Source organism: Noviherbaspirillum sp. FW303-A3, from assembly GCF_058788695.1.
Genome location: NZ_JBYTAZ010000001.1, coordinates 26,531 through 44,469 on the forward strand (window position 1 = coordinate 26,531; position 17,939 = coordinate 44,469).

Genomic DNA, 17,939 nt, shown 5'->3' on the forward strand with positions numbered 1-17,939 from the left:
ACCGGTATCAGGCGAAGAGATGGAAGGGCGAGTTATGGAGTCGGGCTGAGGCATCGCTAACATGATTGGCTTTCTTGAAGTACGAATAGGCGTGACGATTACGGCTCCCGGTCAGGACACAGTAAACATGACGAATGCAAGAAAACGCCGACCATGACGGCACCCATCAGTCCGGACGAAGCAACGGAACAGACGGAGGCAAACGGGAAGAGCGTGTTGCCAGCCGATCACGGGACGCGTAGTGCATACCCTTGCAAGCATCATTGACTGGCTGCTTTCCGAAGACAGGAAAGCTGGCTGGCTGAACGGACTACTGGATATATGACTGAAACAGCAGGTTGTTACCTGTTCGACATGACATCCATTGACGCCATCATAAGTCAAATGAGAATCATTTGCAAATAATAATTGTTCTCATCTAAACTTCAAGCTTCGATAGCTGCGAGACTTGCGGGAAGTTATCCATGTGCGCCTGTAACTGGTGATTGGTGATGCAAGAATTTCTGAAAACCAAACTTGTCGTTGAGTTGAACTGCATTTCACCCCATTCGACATGCACTCTGATGGCGTTGACAATGGACTATCCGTCCTGGCGCAATAAACTGATGCTGGTAACAAGAAAAAATGAGAAGAAGCCCTTTGGAACAAAAGCGGTTTTGATGAGCGCGCAAATGGACATACCCAAAGAACTACGCGACTCCGGTCTGAAAGCGACATTGCCAAGATTGCGTATCTTGCAGTTATTTCATGAACGCCAAATCAAACATCTGTCTGCAGAAGAGATTTATCGTTTCTTGCTGGACGAAAAAATCGATGTTGGACTTGCCACCATTTATCGCGTATTGATGCAGTTCGCCGAAGCGGGCATTCTCAGTCGTCGCCATTTCGAGTCCGGCGCAGCGGTATTCGAACTGAATGAGGGGCACCATCACGACCACCTGATCTGCACATCGTGCGGTAAAGTGGAAGAATTCGTCGATAACGAGATCGAGCGCCGTCAGGAAGAGATTGCGAAAGATCTCGGCTTTGTGCTTCAGGAACATTCGCTTTCCCTATACGGCATTTGCTCGACTTGCACGAAATAAGCCGAAAATCCCGCATATTGACCTGGACCGTAGCGATGCCCATCACGTCGTGCTGGCCATCGAAAACAAATGCGACGTGTTCCTGAGGTGCGATGAAAGCGCGATACTTAAGTATCATAAGGAAATCGAGCATCCTTTCCCGTCAATGAAGCTGATGCTGCCGTCCGAACCAATATCCAGTGGCTTGCTGGAGAAATCCTGAAATCACAGGCGAGCGGCACTATTTGCTTCCATCGGCAAAACTCCCCTCCACGAATGCCCGAAGCAGGGACAGGTCCGTCTTCGCGTAAGCGGCCGTCGTCTGTACCGACGCGTGTCCGAGCAAGGCTTGCGCGACCGGCAGAGGCACCTGGTGGTCGACCACCAACGCTTTGGCATAGGCGTGGCGCAGCCAGTGCGGCGACGCGGCGCGCAGCAGCACCGCTCGCGCCGGGTGGTCCGCCTGCAGGCCGGCGGCGACCGCCGCGAAGATTGCCTTCACCTCGGCGTACAGCCCGCCTTCCTGGAGCGAGCCGCCCTTGAAACCGTGGATCAGCGGCAGCACCTCGTGCGCGGCCGGATCCGCCGGCAGCCCGCGCGCCAGACGATAGGCGGCCAGCGGCCCGACTGCCACGGCCGGCAAGGGAATGGCGCGAGGCTTGTCGCCCTTGCCATGCACATACAACGTCCATTGTCCGCCGTCTTCGACCTCGACGCGCGGCAGATTGGTGTCGATCGACCATGCCAGCTCCGCCAGGCGCACGCCGCCATAACGGTACAGCGCCCAGATGGCGCGCCGGCGCAATGAGGCAATGTTATCTGCGCCGGACGACATCGCGGCCATCCAGGCATCGCACGCGGCGAGCGCCGCCGGCGCCAGAAAACGCTGCGGTGAAAATCCGGTCCGCGCCTGCGTTCCGGTCACGAGACCCGCGGCCGGGTTCGCAATCAGGTAGCCGGTCTCGAACCAGTATTGGTACAGGCTCGCGACCACGGCCAGCGCCCGCGCCAAGGTGCGTTCGCCAGGCGCCGTCGCGCGCTGCCGCCCGGTTGGCGTGACAATGGCGTGCGCCGTGCGGAGGTGATCGCGGTAGGCAAGTAGATCGTTGCGCGTGAGGTCGGACAGTGGCCCGAGATGCCGGTCGCGGCACCATCCGATCAGTCGGCGCAGATCGGCCGCGTACGCGCGCAGCGTGTGACGCGACCGGTTCGCGAGCTCGCGCAGGAACAGCGCGACGGCCTGGGCGTCGTCGAAGACCGCCAGCGTGTTCGTCGCGGCGTCACGGTTCACGAACCGGCCGCTCCGGAATAGCCATGCAACCAGCGCACCTGTATGGTGGGGCTCGATCGCGGCCAGGCACGCGTTCCCGCTATCGACGTTCTGCAGTACCGACATCGAGCCGTCCATGCGCCGGAAGCGCCGGCGGTGCGCGTGCAGCAATCGCTCCAGGACATTCTCCGGTTCCGGCGCGTCGACGGCAGCCGCTGTGCGGAGCCGGCCGCCTTCCCACCACTCGACGGCGTCGGGATAGTCGAGCAGCAGCTCGAACACGACCGGCTTGGCGGCTTTCGCCTCGCCGAACGACGGGAAGACTTGCTTGATCCGGGGCAGCGTCCACCGTTCGTAACAGGCATGGCCGAGCACATGGGTCAGGTAGGCGAGCGCGGCGTCGACGGTCTCCGGCAATGGTGCCGGCGGCGTGACGCCGTGGTCGAGCCAGCACTGCATGGTCAGCCTCCCTTGCGTCGCGGCGCCGCACGCTTGCCGCTGGGCTTCTCGGCCGGCGCGGCGGCGCGCTGTTTCGGCACCGGCGTCTTGGCGATCGCGGCACGCATCAGCTCATCGAGCTGCGCCCGCTGGCTGGCGTTGATCGCTTTCAGCGCATTCGCTTCGCCGACAGCCACCTGTCGCTTGTCGCGCTCGGCCGCCGCGTCAGCCTCGGCATGCGCGACCGCTTCTTCCAGCGTCGCGATGCGCCGTTCGGCGAATTTCATCTGTGAGGCGATGCGGCTTTGTTCCTGCTGCAGTGCTTGCCGCTGCTGCGCGGTTTCTTGAAGCAATTGCTTGGACAATCCGTCGTAACGCTGCTGGGCGGACGCCAGGCTTTCCGTATGGGATTGTGCCAGGGCGGCGGCGTGCAGGCGCGCCGCCCGTAATTCCGCCTGAAGTGCCTCCTGGCTTTCCTGGAGCGATGCCAGCTGCATGTTGGCGGCGGCCGAATCGGTGCGCGCCTGCGCCAGGTCGGCATCGCGCGCCGCCAGGAGGCCGCGCACAGCGTCCAGTTCTTCGCGAAGCATGTCGACCCGCAAGCTCGATTCGGTCAAGGTCGCCTGCGCCGCTTCGACGGTCTGCCTGGCCTCGGCCTTGAGCTTGACGACGTCGTCAAGCTGGACCGCTACCGCGGCGTGCCAGAGCTGACGCATCTGCTCGGCGATCTCGGCCGGGATGTCGGGCAGCGCGATGTCGGTCAAACCGGCTGTCACGATTTCGGATTCGACCGCGTTGATCGCGCGGCCGAGCGTGGCCGGGTCACCGCCGCCGAGGCGGTCCTTGAGCTTGCGCACTGACACGATGCGGCGGAAGCGCTCGCCCGTTGCGGGCGCGGCGTCGTGCGCCTCGGCGAGCATGGCGAGGATCGTGGAGCGGATTTGGTCGGGTGTGGCGATGGCGGCGCGCGGCATGATGGGCTCCGGATGCGGGGAGTCGGCGCTAATCTTACATTCATTTATAACGTTACGTAAGCCATAAACGTTAGATATAAATGTATCGATCGACGATAACAATTATTATCGTGGTAAAACTGGCAGAAACCGGAGGGGCGACGGCCAGAAGTGCCGAAACGTGATGTGCGCAGGGCGAGAATTGGCGAGGTAAAAGACCCAGACAGCAAGTGCCTGATTTAAAAAGGATTTGCGAGAGACGATCGGCTGGAACCCGCATGAATGCTAGGGGCGGCTACCGTCGTAAAATGCACGGAAATCAAAGGGACCCCCTCATGGGTATTGTCGGCGCAGGACTGGTTGCGGTTTGGGCCTATGGGTTACTGCGGGACTCCGGACGTGTGCTGCTCGATGCCGAGATGAATGCTCCTGTCGTGGCTGAAATCAGAGAGGTAATTGAGGCCAGCCCAATCAAGGCCGATATCTGTGATTTGCATGTGTGGCGTGTTGGCAAGGGCAAATACGCCTGCATTCTTGCTCTAGCGACCATGGATGAGGTCGAACCCGACTACTTCAGGCAGCAGCTGCGCATTCACGAAGAACTGGTTCATATCTCGGTTGAAGTGAATCGCCGTCGACCATCAACGTAACGCCCTAACTAACGCACCCTGGATTCGCAATAGGTTCATGGCTTGCGTCGCAATAGAATGCGCGCTGCATTTTCTTCAAACTGGCCCGCCTCCTCAATATAACCCTGGACAGTGCCATCGTGGCGCCAGCCGCCTTGCCGCTTGATATCACGGAAGTCTGCACCGGCACGGTGCGCACTGGTGGCCATGCCACGACGCAGGCTATGACTGGAGAGCTGCGGGGCATAGTCTAGTTGAAGCAGCGTTGCGCACGTCGCCAGTATGGTGTTGACGCTCGCTTCGTGCAATGCTTCGGGGCCGAGCTCGCCCCATTTAGTGATCGGACGGAATAGCGGTCCGGACGTAATGCCGGCGGCTGCCAACCAAGCGCGCAGCGCGCTGGCTGGGCAACAAGGGCCGCTGCCGTAGGGAATCGCCTTGACGATGCCTCGACCCTGCTGATCGGTTTTCGAGCGCGGCAACGTGATGACGATGCCTTCCGGCTCCCACACTATATGAGGGATTTCCAGAGCCACTATTTCGCTGCGGCGAAATCCACCGAAATAGCCGACCTGCAGCAGGGCATTGTCGCGCTTGGCTTTCAAGGTGTCGAGGCTAGCCAGATGCACAGCGATACGATCCAGATCTTCCAGCGGCAGCGCCTTGGCCTTCTTTTTCGGCTTTCCGTGCACGCGCTCTATGCCGGCCAGTGTTTTGCGCACGGTCGGCGTCGACGCCGGATCGGCAAAGCCTTGGTGAAGGTGCCACTGCGACAGCGCGGTCAGCCGCAGTGCCAGCGTGCGGGGATTCAACGACGCCGCATAGGCCAGTAGATACCGGATCAAAGCCGGCTCATCGCAGGGCAGCACACCGCCCCAGGCATGGAAATGACGAATCGCCGATCGGTAGGCGCGGCGAGTGTTCTCGGCCGTGGCGGCGGCTAGAAACGCGCGGTGCTGTGCAGTCAAATCGCCATCTATAACTGTACCTGCGTTACGAACAACGATTTCCTGAGCTACCTCGATAGATGAATTTGGGGGAAGAGGCGGATTTTCAGTCATGCAATTTTGTCGCTCAAATTCGAGATTTGTACCAGCGAGTTACTAAGCATAGCATGCAGCGGCCATCATAACCTGCGATAATCCTTCTTATCGCGCCTTTTAAATTCAAACTTTCAGACTGTCTTTATCGTTATATAAGATAATATTACGTGACACGTAATACATAACTTTATTTCGAGGTCTTGATGGCACGCGCCGGCATTCTCTATTCCCATGTCGCCCAAGCGGCGGCAACGCTGCTTCAAGACGGCAAAAATCCCACCGTCGACAGCGTGCGCGAGGCGCTGGGTAGCACCGGCAGCAAGAGCACCATCGCCCCTTTCCTAAAACGCTGGAAAGCCGAACAGCAGGATGCCATCGCCGAAGCCGAATCCGGCTTGCCGGCGCCCCTCCTGCAAGCCGTAAAGGGCTTGCACCAGCACATGCAGGCCGAGGCCAGTCAACAGATCGAACAGGCGCGGCAGGCACATGGCATCGCGATGGGCGAGGCTGCTGAACGGGAAAAGCAACTGCGCACCGGACACCAGGCAGCGCTGGCCGCCAATGCCGCTTTGACCGAGGAATTGGCGCGCGCAAGGGAAACGCTGTCGCAATTGAGCACCGCGCACCATGCGCAGACCGTCGCGCTGGCCACCGTGCAGGCAGAAAGCGCCGGCTTGCAGCAGCGCCTGGCCGATCGCGGCGCCGAAGTGGCGACGCTCGATCACCAGCTCACGCAGACGCGCGCCCAGTTCGAGCATTACCAGGAAGCCACCGCCACCCAGCGCGCCGAGGAGCGGCAAGCGTACGAGCAGCGCGTCGCGCGCCTCCACCAGGAGGTAGCGGACGCCAACCGGCACAACGCTTCCCAACAGACGACGCTTGGTCAGCAGGAGGCGAAGTTTGCGCATCTCGCCGCTGATCTGTCCAATCAGAAGCAGGCCTTGCGGGAATCGCAGGAAGCGTTGGCGGCCGAACGCTCAATGCGGGAGCGCCTGGCCGACCGGCTGGAAGATGCAACTGCGGCAAAAGACAGCCTGGCGGTGCAGCTCGCAGCCGCACAACAGCAGTTGTCGGACGTCCGCAGTGCGCTGGCCGCCAAGGAGCGGGAAGCAGTCATGCTGGCCGATCAAGCCCGGCGGGCCGAAACACGGGCCGATCAGTTGAACGAAGAAAAGCTCGCCTGGCTGCAGGAGCGTGCCATGCTTGAGCATCGCGCGCAGTCCGCGGAACCGAAAACCGCAACGCTTAGCGGTTCAGCCACCATGTCGTAAAGCTCGCCAGATCGGCATGCCGGGAATGCGCCCATGCCAGATCGTCGCCCGCGTTCGGAGATCCGTTTGGCTCGCGCAAGACCAGCGCCGCGTGGATGTCCACCGGAATACCGCGCAGGTACGGTAGAAAATCGTCGACAAAGACGACCGGGCGCAGCTCCCGCAGCGCGGCCGCCTTGGGACTGACGTCGACTCCGGCATTAGCCGTGGCAATCACGCGCTCGATCGGAAAGCCACATTGCCGCAAGTTGTCCAGCCGCGCCGCTTCAAACTGCGCCTGAATCGCGCTCACGCACACCAGCTCGTAGCCGGCTGCCGCCAAGGCGCAACACGCGTCCTGTGCGCCGGGCATCGCCGGAATAGTCGACCAATACTGATGATCGAAGCATGCGCGGAACTGCGCCAGTTCGGCGCCGGCAAGCCGCCGCACGTTCCATCGGTCGATCGGCCAATAGGCGAGTGGATCGCGCACCGCCGGCAGTGCGCCGAAGGCCTTGGCCCAGGCTTTGGCATACGCCTGATGGTAGTCGAGCAAGACGCCGTCGGCATCGAGAGCAATGATTGGTTTCATAACGGAATCATGCTAACGTCGATGCGTCTATCCATCAAGTCGCGCATGATGCTGTTTTTGCGTGCACCGCGAGTTATTCAGCGCCGGCCGGTAATAGCAGATGGCAGGACTGAGGTCAATTTGCGACTGCTTTTGTGAGGATTTAGAAATGGGGCAAGCGAAGATCAAGCAGCGCACGGCCTTTGCGCCGCAGCTGATCGAGGAATGGGAGGCCGACGATTGTGTCAACTTCGCCGTTGGACTGGCGCGGTTGACCGGGTGGCTGCTGCACGTGGACTGGTGGTCGACCTCGACCGAACACAGGGAGGACATTCCGCTCGACCAACTCAGGCCGTTAAGGGTGTATGTGGCGGATAACCACGATCAGATTTTCGATGTTCGCGGGACCAGGTCTATTCGCGAGTTCAGCGAGAAGATACTGTTCAAATTGATCCGCACGCGCGGATTAGGGAATGGGGGTGTTTACACTCGGTTCTACGACGAAAAAAAGCTCTCTTCGCTGCCTCTACGATGCCAACCCAATGAAGCAGAGATTTCGCGCGCAATCGAGGAGATTCGAGCTAATCCTCGCTTTCTTGCTGCGATCCCCGCGAGGACGCAGCCCTGTATTCCAGCGCATAACGCAGCTCAGTACTCCTACGGCCATTGCGCGGCGTTTGCTGAAGCGATGCGTGAACTGACCGGACTGCAGCCGGCAGCTCTCTTGGCGGTACGATTTTCACCGCTCTTTGAAAATACTTGGCGCAGTGAAAGTGGCTTTTTCCACAGTGTTGTCCTGCATCCAGACGGTATGGCCGAGGATGTTTGGGGAAAGTCCTCGGTCGAAGCCATAGCGAGCCGTTTCGGGGTGATCGAATTCAAAGTTAGCAGCGCTGAGCATCGCCGGGTTATCGAGAAAATTCGACAGTCCTCCAATGACGTCTACGAGACGGTACGAAAGGACGCCATGGACCTGATACAGGCGCATCGTCTTCGCAACTAAACGGACGTTCTAGATTTCGTATTTCTTCTTCAGATCAGTGGGTTAGGTAGGTTTTTGCGAAAAAAACCGTAATATCGGCCGCCCCTCGCTTCGGCGCAATCGAATTCGAGATCAGTAGCGAAATCCACCGCAAAGTCGTCGGAAATTTGCGTCAGGCGTCCGGCGAAATTTATGAGGCCGCATTGGAAAATGCTCGGGAGCTGATACGTGAATACTGTCTTGGCTTGGCACCGGCGTAACCGTCTGCATCGCCACATGCAGAGAAGAATTGAAAGTCTGGTTTTCCCTTTTAGATCATTGACTTAACTTAACTTTGGCGAAAAAAACACGAATGCCGGCCGTCCCTCGGAATGCCGGCGGATACTTCCAGTGATCGCATCGGAGTCCCTGAGTAATTGCTGGAACATGAAATAGCGGTTATCCATCATTGGAAGCCTCTCAGTACTGATAGAACCCTTCTGCCAAGATGTCCTGCATCACCCACAACGTCACACTCGATGGACGCCCGAGGCATCCGCACCTTCTCAGATGCGCTCGATGATGAGGGCGACGCCCTGCCCTACGCCGATGCACATGGTGCACAACCCATAGCGCCCGTTGACGTGTTCGAGCTGGTTCAATGCGGTCGTCACCAGCCGCGCGCCGGATGCGCCAAGCGGATGGCCGATCGCAATCGCGCCGCCGTTGGGATTCACATGCGGCGCGTCGTCGGGCAAGCCGAGGTCGCGGGTCACGGCGAGTGCCTGGGCCGCAAATGCCTCGTTGAGCTCGATTACATCCATCTGCTCGATACGCAAGCCGGTCAGGGCCAGCACCTTGCGCGTAGCCGGGGACGGACCGAAGCCCATGATGCGGGGAGCCAGGGCCGCCGTCGCCATGCCGAGGATGCGCGCGCGCGGCGTGAGTCCGTGCCGGGACGCTGCCGCCTCGGAGGCAATCAGGAGTGCGCATGCACCGTCATTCACGCCGGACGCATTGCCGGCGGTGACGGAACCGTCCGGCCTGACCACGCCCTTGAGCCTGGCCAGCGCCTCCAGGGTGGTTTCGGCACGCGGATGTTCGTCGGTGTCAAACAGCTTCGGGTCGCCCTTTTTCTGGGGAATGGAGACCGGGATGATTTCACGCGCAAAGAAGCCTGCCGTGTGGGCCGTCGCCCATCGCTGCTGGCTCCGCCAGGCAAACGCATCCTGGTCTTCCCGTGCGATGGCGAATTCAACCGCCACGTTCTCTGCCGTCTCCGGCATGGAATCCACGCCATACATTGCCTTCATCCGGGCATTGATGAAGCGCCAGCCAATGGTGGTGTCCTCGATCTTCATGCTGCGCGAGAAGGCGGCGTCGGCCTTGCTCATCACAAAGGGCGCGCGGCTCATGCTTTCCACCCCGCCGGCAATGACCAACTCCACTTCGCCGGAACGCACGGCGCGGGCGGCTGTGCCGACCGCATCGAGGCTCGAACCGCACAGACGGTTGATGGTATTCCCCGGCACCTCCACCGGAAGACCGGCCAGCAATGCTGCCATCCGGCCGACATTGCGGTTGTCCTCGCCGGCCTGGTTGGCGCAGCCGTAATGCACGTCATCGACGGCCTGCCAGTCGACGGCAGTATTGCGTTCGATCAGTGCCTTGATCGGCAACGCCCCCAAGTCATCGGCTCGTGTCTGGGACAGGGTACCGCCGTAGCGGCCGAAAGGGGTACGTACAGCGTCGCAAATGAATGCGGATTTCATACTGGTTCCTCTTGATGGGGAGTTCTGGATAATTATTGATGGAAGCGCTTGCCGCTCCACACCTTCTTTTGGATAAGGGGCGAAACCCGATACCGGTCCTCGCCGTATACCTGGGCGAGATTGTCCAGAACGCGCATCACGGTGTCCAGGCCGATGCTATCCGCCCAGGCCAGCGGGCCGCGCGGATAGTTCACGCCTTTCTGCATGGCGATATCCGCGCCGAACGCGTCGCATACGCCCTGGTTCACCGCATCGGCAGCCTCGTTGGCCAGCATCGCCACCGTGCGCATTACCGCCATGCCAGGCACGTCGGCAATCTGCGACACCGCATAGCCGGCCGCCTGCAGGAAACCGACCGCCGCGCGATAGGCCTGCGGGTCGCACTGCTCGGCCGCAGCCACCGCCAGCCTCGTGGCCTTGCGGTAGTCGAGCGCGAGATCGAGCAGCACAAGGTTGGGTGTGCCTTGCTCTGCCGCCCGCTGTGTTGCGCTGCGGCCGTCGGTGAGACAGAGAATGGCGTTGTCACATTGAATCAGTGCATCATCGCCCGCGCTTCCCGCCTGCGTCACTGCCACGCCCGCGGCCGTTGCGCGCGAGACGATGGCATCGATCAAGGAATTCTGGCCCGATACCGTTACGCGTCCCGGCAGAGCCACGGCTTCCTCACTGCCGGGCTCCGGCTTGCTGCCATCGTCGTAACGATAGAAGCCGCGTCCGGTCTTTCGTCCGAGGAAACCGGCATTCACCAGCTCCTGTTGCACCAGCGACGGCGTGAAGCGCGGATCGTTGAAGTAGGCATTGAATACCGATTGCGTAACAGTAAAGTTCACGTCATGCCCGATCAGGTCCATCAGCTCGAACGGCCCCATGCGGAAGCCACCGGCTTCGCGCATGACGGCGTCGATCGTGGCCGCGCTGGCGGCCTGCTCGTTCAACAGGCGCAGCGCCTCGGCATAGTAGGGACGTGCAACGCGGTTGACGATGAACCCGGGGGTCGACTTTGCATGTACCGGCGCCTTGCCCCAGGCAACAGCCGTATCGAAGATGCGGGCGGCGATCTGCGCGTCGGTCGCGAGGCCGCTGATCACCTCCACCAGCGCCATCAGCGGCACCGGATTGAAGAAATGCATGCCGACGAAGCGGCCGGGCAATGCCAGCCTGGCGGCCAATGCCGTCACCGAAATCGACGAGGTATTGGTGGCGAGGATGCAGTCCTCGGCAACCACCTTTTCCAGGTCTGCAAACAGCTGGCGCTTGACGTCGAGATTCTCGACGATGGCCTCGACCACCAGCCTGGCGTCGGCCAGGTCGCCGAGCGTGCCTGCCACCTGCAAGCGGCTTCCGGCCGCGTCGGCATCCTCCGGTTTCATCTTTCCCTTTTCCGCGAGCATGCCGAAAGTCTTGCGGATGCCGGCAATCGCCTTTTCCACCGCTTCGGGGCGGGTGTCGTACAGCTTCACTTGATGACCGGCCGCCGCAGCGATCTGGGCGATTCCCGCGCCCATCGCGCCACTGCCGACAACGGCAACGATGGAAGATGCAGTTAATGCGGTGCTCATGGCTTCCTCCTCAGGACTTGCTGTTGCCGGTCGAGAGGACCACTTTGCCGTGCACCTTGCCGTTCTCGACCAGGGAAAGCGCCTCTGCGAACCGATTCATCGGTAAGACCTGCATCACGTTGGGTTTGAGCTTGCCGGCGCTGTAGAGGGCAAAAATTTCATCCTGTACGCGGCGCATCCAGGCCGGATCGCGCTCGCGATAGTCGCTCCACTGCAATCCCGACACGGCGATGTTTTTCACCAGCAGGTAATTGGCCTTGATGACCGGAATGCGGCCCGCCGCGAAGCCGATCACCACCATGCGTCCGCGCCATGCCATGGCGCGCAGGCTGGCATCGAAGGCATCGCCGCCAAGCGGGTCAAGCACGACGTCCGCACCGTGGCCGTTGGTGGCCTGATGAACCTGCCGGCGCAATTCGTCATGCAGGTTGTCCACGCCAAGGTCGATGATGTGGTCGGCGCCGTTCTCGCGCGCCAGCCGGGCGTGGCCTTCGTTCCTCACGCCAGCCAGGACGGTTGCGCCAAGCGCCTTGGCAATCTGGACCGCGGCAAGCCCGACGCCGCCGCCGGCGCCGTTGACCAGCACCGTCTCGCCGGGGCGGAACTGCCCCCGTTCGACCAGCGCGAAATGCGCCGTCTGGTAGACCAGTCCCATGGCGGCAGCGTCGGTGAAGGGCATGGCATCCGGGATCACGAAGCAATTCGACTCGCGGGTCACCAGCTGCTCGGCATACGCGCCGTATTCCACCTGCGCCACCACGCGGTCGCCGGGTTTGCATGTTGTCACGTTCTTCCCTACCGCCCTGACGACGCCGGCCGCATCCTTGCCGGGAGAAAAAGGGCGCGGCGGCAGGATCTGATACTGGCCCCTGATGACCAGAAGGTCGGGGTAGTTGATGCCGATTGCATGAACATCGACCAGTACCTCGTCGCCGCCGACCGCGCGAGTGGGGATTTCTTCGATCTTGAGGGACTCGGGTTCTCCGTGCTCCCGAATGAGAATGGCTCGCATGGTTCTTTCTTTACAGGGTTCGACGGGCGGCAATGCCGCCCGGGTTGTATGGGATGTGGGCCTAGTCGAAGCCGAAGTCCCGGTTGGCTTCACCGAGCTTCGGGTAAGTCGCGCAGGTGGCATCCGAGCGGAAATTCCCCGCCACCGGTACCGGCAATGCCGTGGTGCGCCGGCCATTGCTTTCCAGTTCCCTGGCAAACAGGCCGCGCGCGCGGAAGTGCTCGTCCTGCATTGCTTCCTGCATGGAGGCAACGACGACGCTGCAAACGTCCTTGCCGGCAAAGCAGGCACGCCAGTGGGAAGCCGGTTTGGCAGCGATGATGGCGGCAATCGCGGCACGCACACCGGCCGGGTCCTTGCTGTCATCCAGCAGTTCGCGCGGTGCGTCGATAGCGTCGATGAAATTGCTCCAGAACTTTTCTTCCAGCGGACCGGCCGCAACGAAGCGGGCGTCGCTGGTGCGGTAGACCTGGTAGCGGGGCGAACCGCCGGTGACGAGTTCGCCGCCCGGCACCGGCCATTGCCCTGCCACCTGGCCGTTGCCGATGGCCCAGTACAGGAAGGAGAACAGGTTGTCGGCCATGGCGATGTCGAGCTTGCAGCCCTTGCCGGTGCGGTCGCGCTGGCGAAGCGCCAGCAGGATGTTGACCACGGCGGGATAGGTCCCGCCGGCGATATCGGCAATCAGCGCGGGCGGCAGGACGGGCGCGCCGTCGCTGCCCGCCGACAGGCCGAGCATGCCGGCGTCGGCGACATAGTTGAGGTCATGCGCCGCCATGTCGGCCTTCGGGCCGGACTGGCCGTAGCCGGTGATCGCGCAGTAGATGATCCCGGGATTGATCTTCGACAGCGCCTCGTAGCCGAGGTCCAGCCTGTCCATCACGCCGGGGCGGAACTGTTCCACCACGACATCCGCGCTTTCGATGAGTCCGCGCAGCCGGTCGACGATACCCGCCTCCTTGAGATTGATGGCGAGACTGCGCTTGCCGCGGTTGAGCAGGGCGAAGTTGATGCTGTCGTCGCCGAACTTCGGCGTGTAGCTGCGCATCTCGTCGCCCTGCCCCGGGCGCTCGATCTTGATGACATCGGCGCCCGCCTCGGCGAGGATGAGGGTGGCCATCGGTCCGGGCAGAAGCGTGCTGAAATCGAGGACGCGGACGCCTTCCAGTGGTCGCATCATGTCAGCCCGCCTTCTTTTCCGCGCGGGCCTTGGCGACGCGGGCGCGGCGTGCGGGGGCATAAGGCGATTCGCCATACGCCTCGAACAAGGACTGCGTGACATCGAAGTGATGCGCGAGGCCGGTTCGCTCCAGCAGCGCGATCGGCCCTTCCGGATAGCCGAGGCCGAGCCTGAGCGTCAGGTCCATGTCGTCGGCGGTTGCCAGGCCTTCATCGAGGCGGCGCAGCGCGGCGTTGTAGTACGGGCGGACGAGACGGTCGATGATACGGCCGGCGAAGTCGAAGCAGACCGCCACCTTCAGGCCCGCGCCTTCCAGGACGGCCTTGGCGGCATTGATCGCCGAGTCAGGAGTATTGGGTTGCCGGACCAGTTCGACGAGATTGGAAGGATCGCCGTCGCCGAGGCGGAAGCGTGCGAATCCGAGGACATTGGAGCCTTCCTTCGCGCGGCTTTCGCCGGTATGCACACCGAGGCATTCGCTGCCCAGTTCGATCAGGACGGCCGTCTTGCTTCCGGCGTCGACTTTGGCGAGCGCTTCGCCGGCCTTCTCGCCGATCAGGATGACGACGTCGCCGTCTGCGGACTTGCCTTCCAGCAGCGCATGGCTCGCGGGGAAAGAGCGGCTGTTGCCGGTATCAATAATGGAATAAGTCATCTATCAGCTCCCGAACATCGCGTTGCCTTCATAGGTATAGAATCCGCGTCCCGACTTGCGGCCCAGGTGGCCGGCGGCGATCATGCGCTTGACCAGCGGCGGGCAGGCGGCGCGCGGCTCGTTGGTGATGCCGACCATGGCCTCGCACAGCAGCAGCTGGGTGTCGAGCCCGATCAGGTCGAGCAGTTCCAGCGGTCCCATCGGATAGCCGAGGCCTTCCTTGATGGCGCGGTCGATGTCGGCCGGCGCGGCGACGCCCGCCTCGACAAGGCGGATCGCATCGTTGTTGTAGGGGATCAGGAAGTAGTTCAGGATGAAGCCGGGGTTGTCCTTGGTCTTGACCGGACGCTGGCCCATCGCCTCGCATGCCGCCCAGGTCCTGGCAAACGTCTCCTCGGAAGTGTTCAGGCCGGGCGACATCTCGACCAGCTTCATCAGCTGCGCCGGCAGGCAGAAGTGCATCCCGACAAAGCGGTCGTCGCGGCCGGAACCGGCGGCGATCTCGGTGATCGACAGCGTGGAGGTGTTGGACGCGAAAATGGTGTGCGGCGGGCAAACCTTGTCAAGCTTCGAGAACAGGTCGTGCTTCACCTTCAGGTCCTCGAATACCGCATCGATCACCAGGTCGCATTTCTCCAGGCCATCCAGTGAAGTGGTCACCACGAGGTTGGCGATCGCCACGGCCATCTTTTCCTCGGTCATCTTGCCGCGCTGGACCGACTTCGCGAAGAAGTCGCGCGTCTGCTTGAGCGCCTTGTCGAGCGCCTCTTGCCGCGTGTCGTACACAACCGTGCGGAAACCGGCGCGGGCGGCAACGATGGCAATGCCAGCCCCCATGGTGCCGCAACCGGCGACACCGATCGTTTTGATTTCACTCATTGGATTCCTCTCATTTAGTCAGGAAACTGCGGCCAATCAGCTGGCGATGCACCTGATTGGTACCTTCCCAGATCTGCGTAATCTTGGCGTCCCGCATCAGGCGCTCGACGCGGAAATCCTGGCAATAGCCATAGCCGCCGAAGAGCTGCACCACATCGGTGGTGATCCGCATGGCGATGTCGGAGGCACGCATTTTCAGCATCGAGGCGTCAATGCTGAAATCGGTGCCGCCACTGTCTACCAGACTGGCCAGGCGCCACAGCCAGGATTCGCACATGGCGAGGTCGGTGGCCATGTCGGCCAGCATGAACTGGATGCCCTGGAATTCGATGATCTTGCGGCCCGACTGCTTGCGTTCGTTGATGTAGGCGACGCCGTCCTCGAACGCGGCGCGGGCGATGCCCAGCGCATGCGCAGCCACGCTGGGACGCGACTTGTTGAGCGAGGAGAACAGGATGTTCAGACCGTCTCCCGGATTGCGCAGCAGGTTGGCGCGCGGCACCCGGCAGCCATCGAACGAAATGGTCGCGGTGCTGGATGCACGGTGTCCCATCTTCTGCTCGGTGCGCACGACAGACAGCCCGGGCGTGCCCTTTTCCAGGATCACCACCGAGATGGCCTTCTTCGGATCGTCGATCTCGCTCCATTTGCCGAAGAGCACATAGACGTCCGCCACGTCACCGTTGGTAATGAAGGTTTTCCCGCCATCGATGATGATGTCGTCCCCATCGGGAGTGAACCGGGTGCGCATGCCGGTTGCGTCCGAGCCGGCATCCGGTTCCGTGATCGCCAGCGCCGCAAGCCCGCCTTCGGCGATGCGCGGCAGCAGGCGCTGCTTCTGCTCTTCCGAACCGAAATCGATCAGTGGCTTGATGGCATGGAAGTTGGTTGCCCAGATGATGCCGGTCGAGGCGCACGCCTTCGTGATTTCGCGCACGCACTCGAGGTAGGCGGTGTAGGAAAGTCTGGCGCCGCCGTACTCCTCCGGAATGAACATCGCATTCAAGCCGAGGTTGTTGATCGCATTGACGTTTTCCCAGGGGAACTCGCCCGTCTTGTCGTAATGCTCGGCACGGGCCATCAGCTCGGTGCGCGCCAATGCGCGCACACTGTCCAGCAGCTGATTTTCGTCGTCCGAGAGTTCAATGCTCGCATCGAGCCGTTCAAAAATGTTCATGGCACCTTCTAGTGTGCGACGCCCTGCGCGCCGTCGATGTAAATGGTTTCCCCCGACAGGAACGGCGAATCTGCCAGGAACAGCGCCTTGACCAGCTTCGCCACATCCGCCGAGGTGCCCGGCGTGCGGCCGGGAATGCGCTTTTCCAGGTATTCGCGCAGCGGCCCTGCGGACATGGCCTCCTTGTTCAGGTCGGTCTCGATGTACCCCGGGGCGACGTCGATCACGCGGATGCCCTTCCCCGCCCACTCCACCGCCAGGCAACGGGTGATCGCACCCACCGCCGCTTTCGACGCGCAATAGGCCAGGTTGCGCTTGACGCCCATCTTGTCGAAGAAGGAGCCGATGTTGACGATCAGGCCGCCGCCGGACGCCACCAGGTGCGGATAGATGTGCTGGCAGCTCATGAAGACCGAAGTGGTGTTGGTGGCGAACACCGTTTCGTAATCCTCGCGGGAGAACGTGGTGCTCGGTCCTTCCAGGTGGACGCCGGCGTTGTTGACCAGGCCTGCAATCGGTCCGCCCAGCTTTGCCGCCTCGGCGAACGCATCGCGCAGGCTGTCGCTGCTGGTGACGTCGCAGGTGAAGCCTTTGCAGCGCGCAAGCACTTCTTCGCTCACGCCCGTCACGGCCGGCAGTTCGCCGCGGCGCGACAGGCAGGCGACGGTGTAGCCGAGTTCCGCCAGCGCGATCGCGATGGCGGCGCCGATGCCGCGGCTGGCGCCGGTGACGATGATGGTTCCTTTTTCTGCCATGGTCAGCAATCCTTGAACTGGGGCTTGCGCTTTTCGAGGAAGGCCGCCATGCCTTCGTTGGCATCCTTCGTCTGGTAAGCAAGCGTGGAGAGATCGGCCTCGACCTTGAGACCTTCGGTAAGGGATGTTTGCAGCGCGCGCTGCACGGCGCCGCGCGCCAGGCGCAGCGCCACCATGCCGTGGCCGCTGAACTCGCGGGCAAACGCGATGCCGGCTTCGACCGGATCGCCTTCGACAATCCGGTTGACGAGGCCGATGCGGGCGGCCTCCTCGGCGGCGACGGTACGGCCGGTCATGATCATTTCCAGCGCGCGCGCCTCGCCGACGACCCGCGGCAGTCGCTGCGTGCCGCCGTAGCCCGGGATGAGGCCCAGCTTGATCTCCGGCAGGCCGACCTTGACATTCGCCGTGGCGAGGCGGAACGTGCAGGCCAGCGCCAGTTCCAGGCCGCCGCCGAAGGCATAGCCGTTCAGGATGGCGACGGAAGGCATGGGCAAGGTGTCGAGACGGGCGAATACCTGCTGGCCAAACTCGGCGCCGCGCTTCTGGGCCTCGAGGTCGCGGTTGGTCAGCTCGGCGATATCGGCGCCGGCACAGAATGCCTTCGATCCGGCGCCGGTGACCAGCAGTGCGCGTGCTGTCGACTGCCCGACTTCATCGAGGCAACGGCCGATGTCGCCGATGAGCGAGAAGCTCAGCGCATTGAGCGCCTCCTGGCGGTCGAGGGTGAGGATGGCGAACTCGTCGCGATAGCTTAATGTGATGGGCATG

The 17,939-nt window shown here is 62.0% G+C and carries 16 protein-coding genes and 1 pseudogene; 4 read left to right on the plus strand and 13 right to left on the minus strand.

Annotated elements, in window-relative coordinates; all coding sequences use genetic code 11:
• Positions 1-671 precede the first annotated feature (671 nt).
• Positions 672-1,085: a ferric iron uptake transcriptional regulator gene (fur, locus tag AC3WOY_RS00130; protein ID WP_492429111.1), complete on the plus strand. Its 414-nt coding sequence runs from the start codon at positions 672-674 to the stop codon at positions 1,083-1,085.
• A 220-nt stretch (positions 1,086-1,305) separates the two neighbouring features.
• Here the strand turns inward: fur and AC3WOY_RS00135 are convergent, their stop codons facing one another.
• Together AC3WOY_RS00135 and AC3WOY_RS00140 are read right to left on the minus strand one after the other, a co-directional pair.
• Entirely contained in the window at positions 1,306-2,793 is a 1,488-nt protein-coding gene (locus AC3WOY_RS00135) for a tyrosine-type recombinase/integrase (protein ID WP_492420137.1), read from the minus strand.
• A 2-nt stretch (positions 2,794-2,795) separates the two neighbouring features.
• Positions 2,796-3,746 carry a DNA-binding protein gene (locus tag AC3WOY_RS00140; protein ID WP_492420139.1) on the minus strand — a complete coding sequence of 317 codons (951 nt, stop codon included), beginning with the start codon at positions 3,744-3,746 and terminating at the stop codon, positions 2,796-2,798.
• A 305-nt stretch (positions 3,747-4,051) separates the two neighbouring features.
• Between AC3WOY_RS00140 and AC3WOY_RS00145 the strand changes: the two are divergent.
• Positions 4,052-4,375: pseudogene (locus tag AC3WOY_RS00145) on the plus strand (cation transporter); the annotation flags it as partial.
• A 35-nt stretch (positions 4,376-4,410) separates the two neighbouring features.
• On the opposite strand, the gene AC3WOY_RS00150 reads toward AC3WOY_RS00145, so the two are convergent.
• Positions 4,411-5,415: a site-specific integrase gene (locus AC3WOY_RS00150; protein WP_492420140.1), complete on the minus strand. Its 1,005-nt coding sequence runs from the start codon at positions 5,413-5,415 to the stop codon at positions 4,411-4,413.
• Positions 5,416-5,600: 185 nt separating this feature from the next.
• Here AC3WOY_RS00150 and AC3WOY_RS00155 point away from each other — a divergent pair, with 185 nt between their 5' ends.
• Positions 5,601-6,668, plus strand: a complete 1,068-nt coding sequence (locus AC3WOY_RS00155; protein ID WP_492420142.1) for a DNA-binding protein — start codon at positions 5,601-5,603, stop codon at positions 6,666-6,668.
• Here the strand turns inward: AC3WOY_RS00155 and AC3WOY_RS00160 are convergent.
• Positions 6,643-7,239, minus strand: coding sequence for an HAD family hydrolase (locus AC3WOY_RS00160; RefSeq protein ID WP_492420144.1), 597 nt, complete (start codon positions 7,237-7,239; stop codon positions 6,643-6,645). The genes AC3WOY_RS00155 and AC3WOY_RS00160 overlap by 26 nt on opposite strands.
• A gap of 148 nt (positions 7,240-7,387) precedes the next feature.
• Here AC3WOY_RS00160 and AC3WOY_RS00165 point away from each other — a divergent pair, with 148 nt between their 5' ends.
• Entirely contained in the window at positions 7,388-8,221 is an 834-nt protein-coding gene (locus AC3WOY_RS00165) for a hypothetical protein (RefSeq protein WP_492420146.1), read from the plus strand.
• Between the two features lie 524 nt (positions 8,222-8,745).
• On the opposite strand, the gene pcaF is transcribed toward AC3WOY_RS00165, so the two are convergent.
• The 9 genes from pcaF to AC3WOY_RS00210 all read right to left on the minus strand — a co-directional run bounded on the left by pcaF (position 8,746) and on the right by AC3WOY_RS00210 (position 17,938).
• On the minus strand, positions 8,746-9,951 hold the full coding sequence (pcaF, locus tag AC3WOY_RS00170) for a 3-oxoadipyl-CoA thiolase (protein ID WP_492420148.1): 1,206 nt from the start codon (positions 9,949-9,951) through the stop codon (positions 8,746-8,748).
• Positions 9,952-9,983: 32 nt separating this feature from the next.
• Positions 9,984-11,510 carry a 3-hydroxyacyl-CoA dehydrogenase PaaH gene (gene paaH, locus AC3WOY_RS00175; protein WP_492420150.1) on the minus strand — a complete coding sequence of 509 codons (1,527 nt, stop codon included), beginning with the start codon at positions 11,508-11,510 and terminating at the stop codon, positions 9,984-9,986.
• 10 nt (positions 11,511-11,520) lie between these two features.
• A complete protein-coding gene (locus AC3WOY_RS00180) occupies positions 11,521-12,522 on the minus strand; it encodes an NADPH:quinone oxidoreductase family protein (RefSeq protein WP_492420151.1) in 1,002 nt (333 codons plus the stop codon).
• A gap of 61 nt (positions 12,523-12,583) precedes the next feature.
• Positions 12,584-13,702 carry a CaiB/BaiF CoA transferase family protein gene (locus tag AC3WOY_RS00185; RefSeq protein ID WP_492420153.1) on the minus strand — a complete coding sequence of 373 codons (1,119 nt, stop codon included), beginning with the start codon at positions 13,700-13,702 and terminating at the stop codon, positions 12,584-12,586.
• 1 nt (position 13,703) lies between these two features.
• On the minus strand, positions 13,704-14,357 hold the full coding sequence (locus AC3WOY_RS00190; protein WP_492420155.1) for a 3-hydroxyacyl-CoA dehydrogenase family protein: 654 nt from the start codon (positions 14,355-14,357) through the stop codon (positions 13,704-13,706).
• Positions 14,358-14,360: 3 nt separating this feature from the next.
• Entirely contained in the window at positions 14,361-15,236 is an 876-nt protein-coding gene (locus tag AC3WOY_RS00195; protein ID WP_492420157.1) for a 3-hydroxyacyl-CoA dehydrogenase family protein, read from the minus strand.
• A 10-nt stretch (positions 15,237-15,246) separates the two neighbouring features.
• Entirely contained in the window at positions 15,247-16,413 is a 1,167-nt protein-coding gene (locus AC3WOY_RS00200) for an acyl-CoA dehydrogenase family protein (RefSeq protein WP_492420159.1), read from the minus strand.
• An 8-nt stretch (positions 16,414-16,421) separates the two neighbouring features.
• Complete coding sequence (locus AC3WOY_RS00205) at positions 16,422-17,168, minus strand: SDR family NAD(P)-dependent oxidoreductase (RefSeq protein ID WP_492420161.1); 747 nt, start codon at positions 17,166-17,168, stop codon at positions 16,422-16,424.
• Between the two features lie 2 nt (positions 17,169-17,170).
• Positions 17,171-17,938, minus strand: a complete 768-nt coding sequence (locus tag AC3WOY_RS00210) for an enoyl-CoA hydratase/isomerase family protein (protein WP_492420163.1) — start codon at positions 17,936-17,938, stop codon at positions 17,171-17,173.
• Position 17,939: the final 1 nt, after the last annotated feature.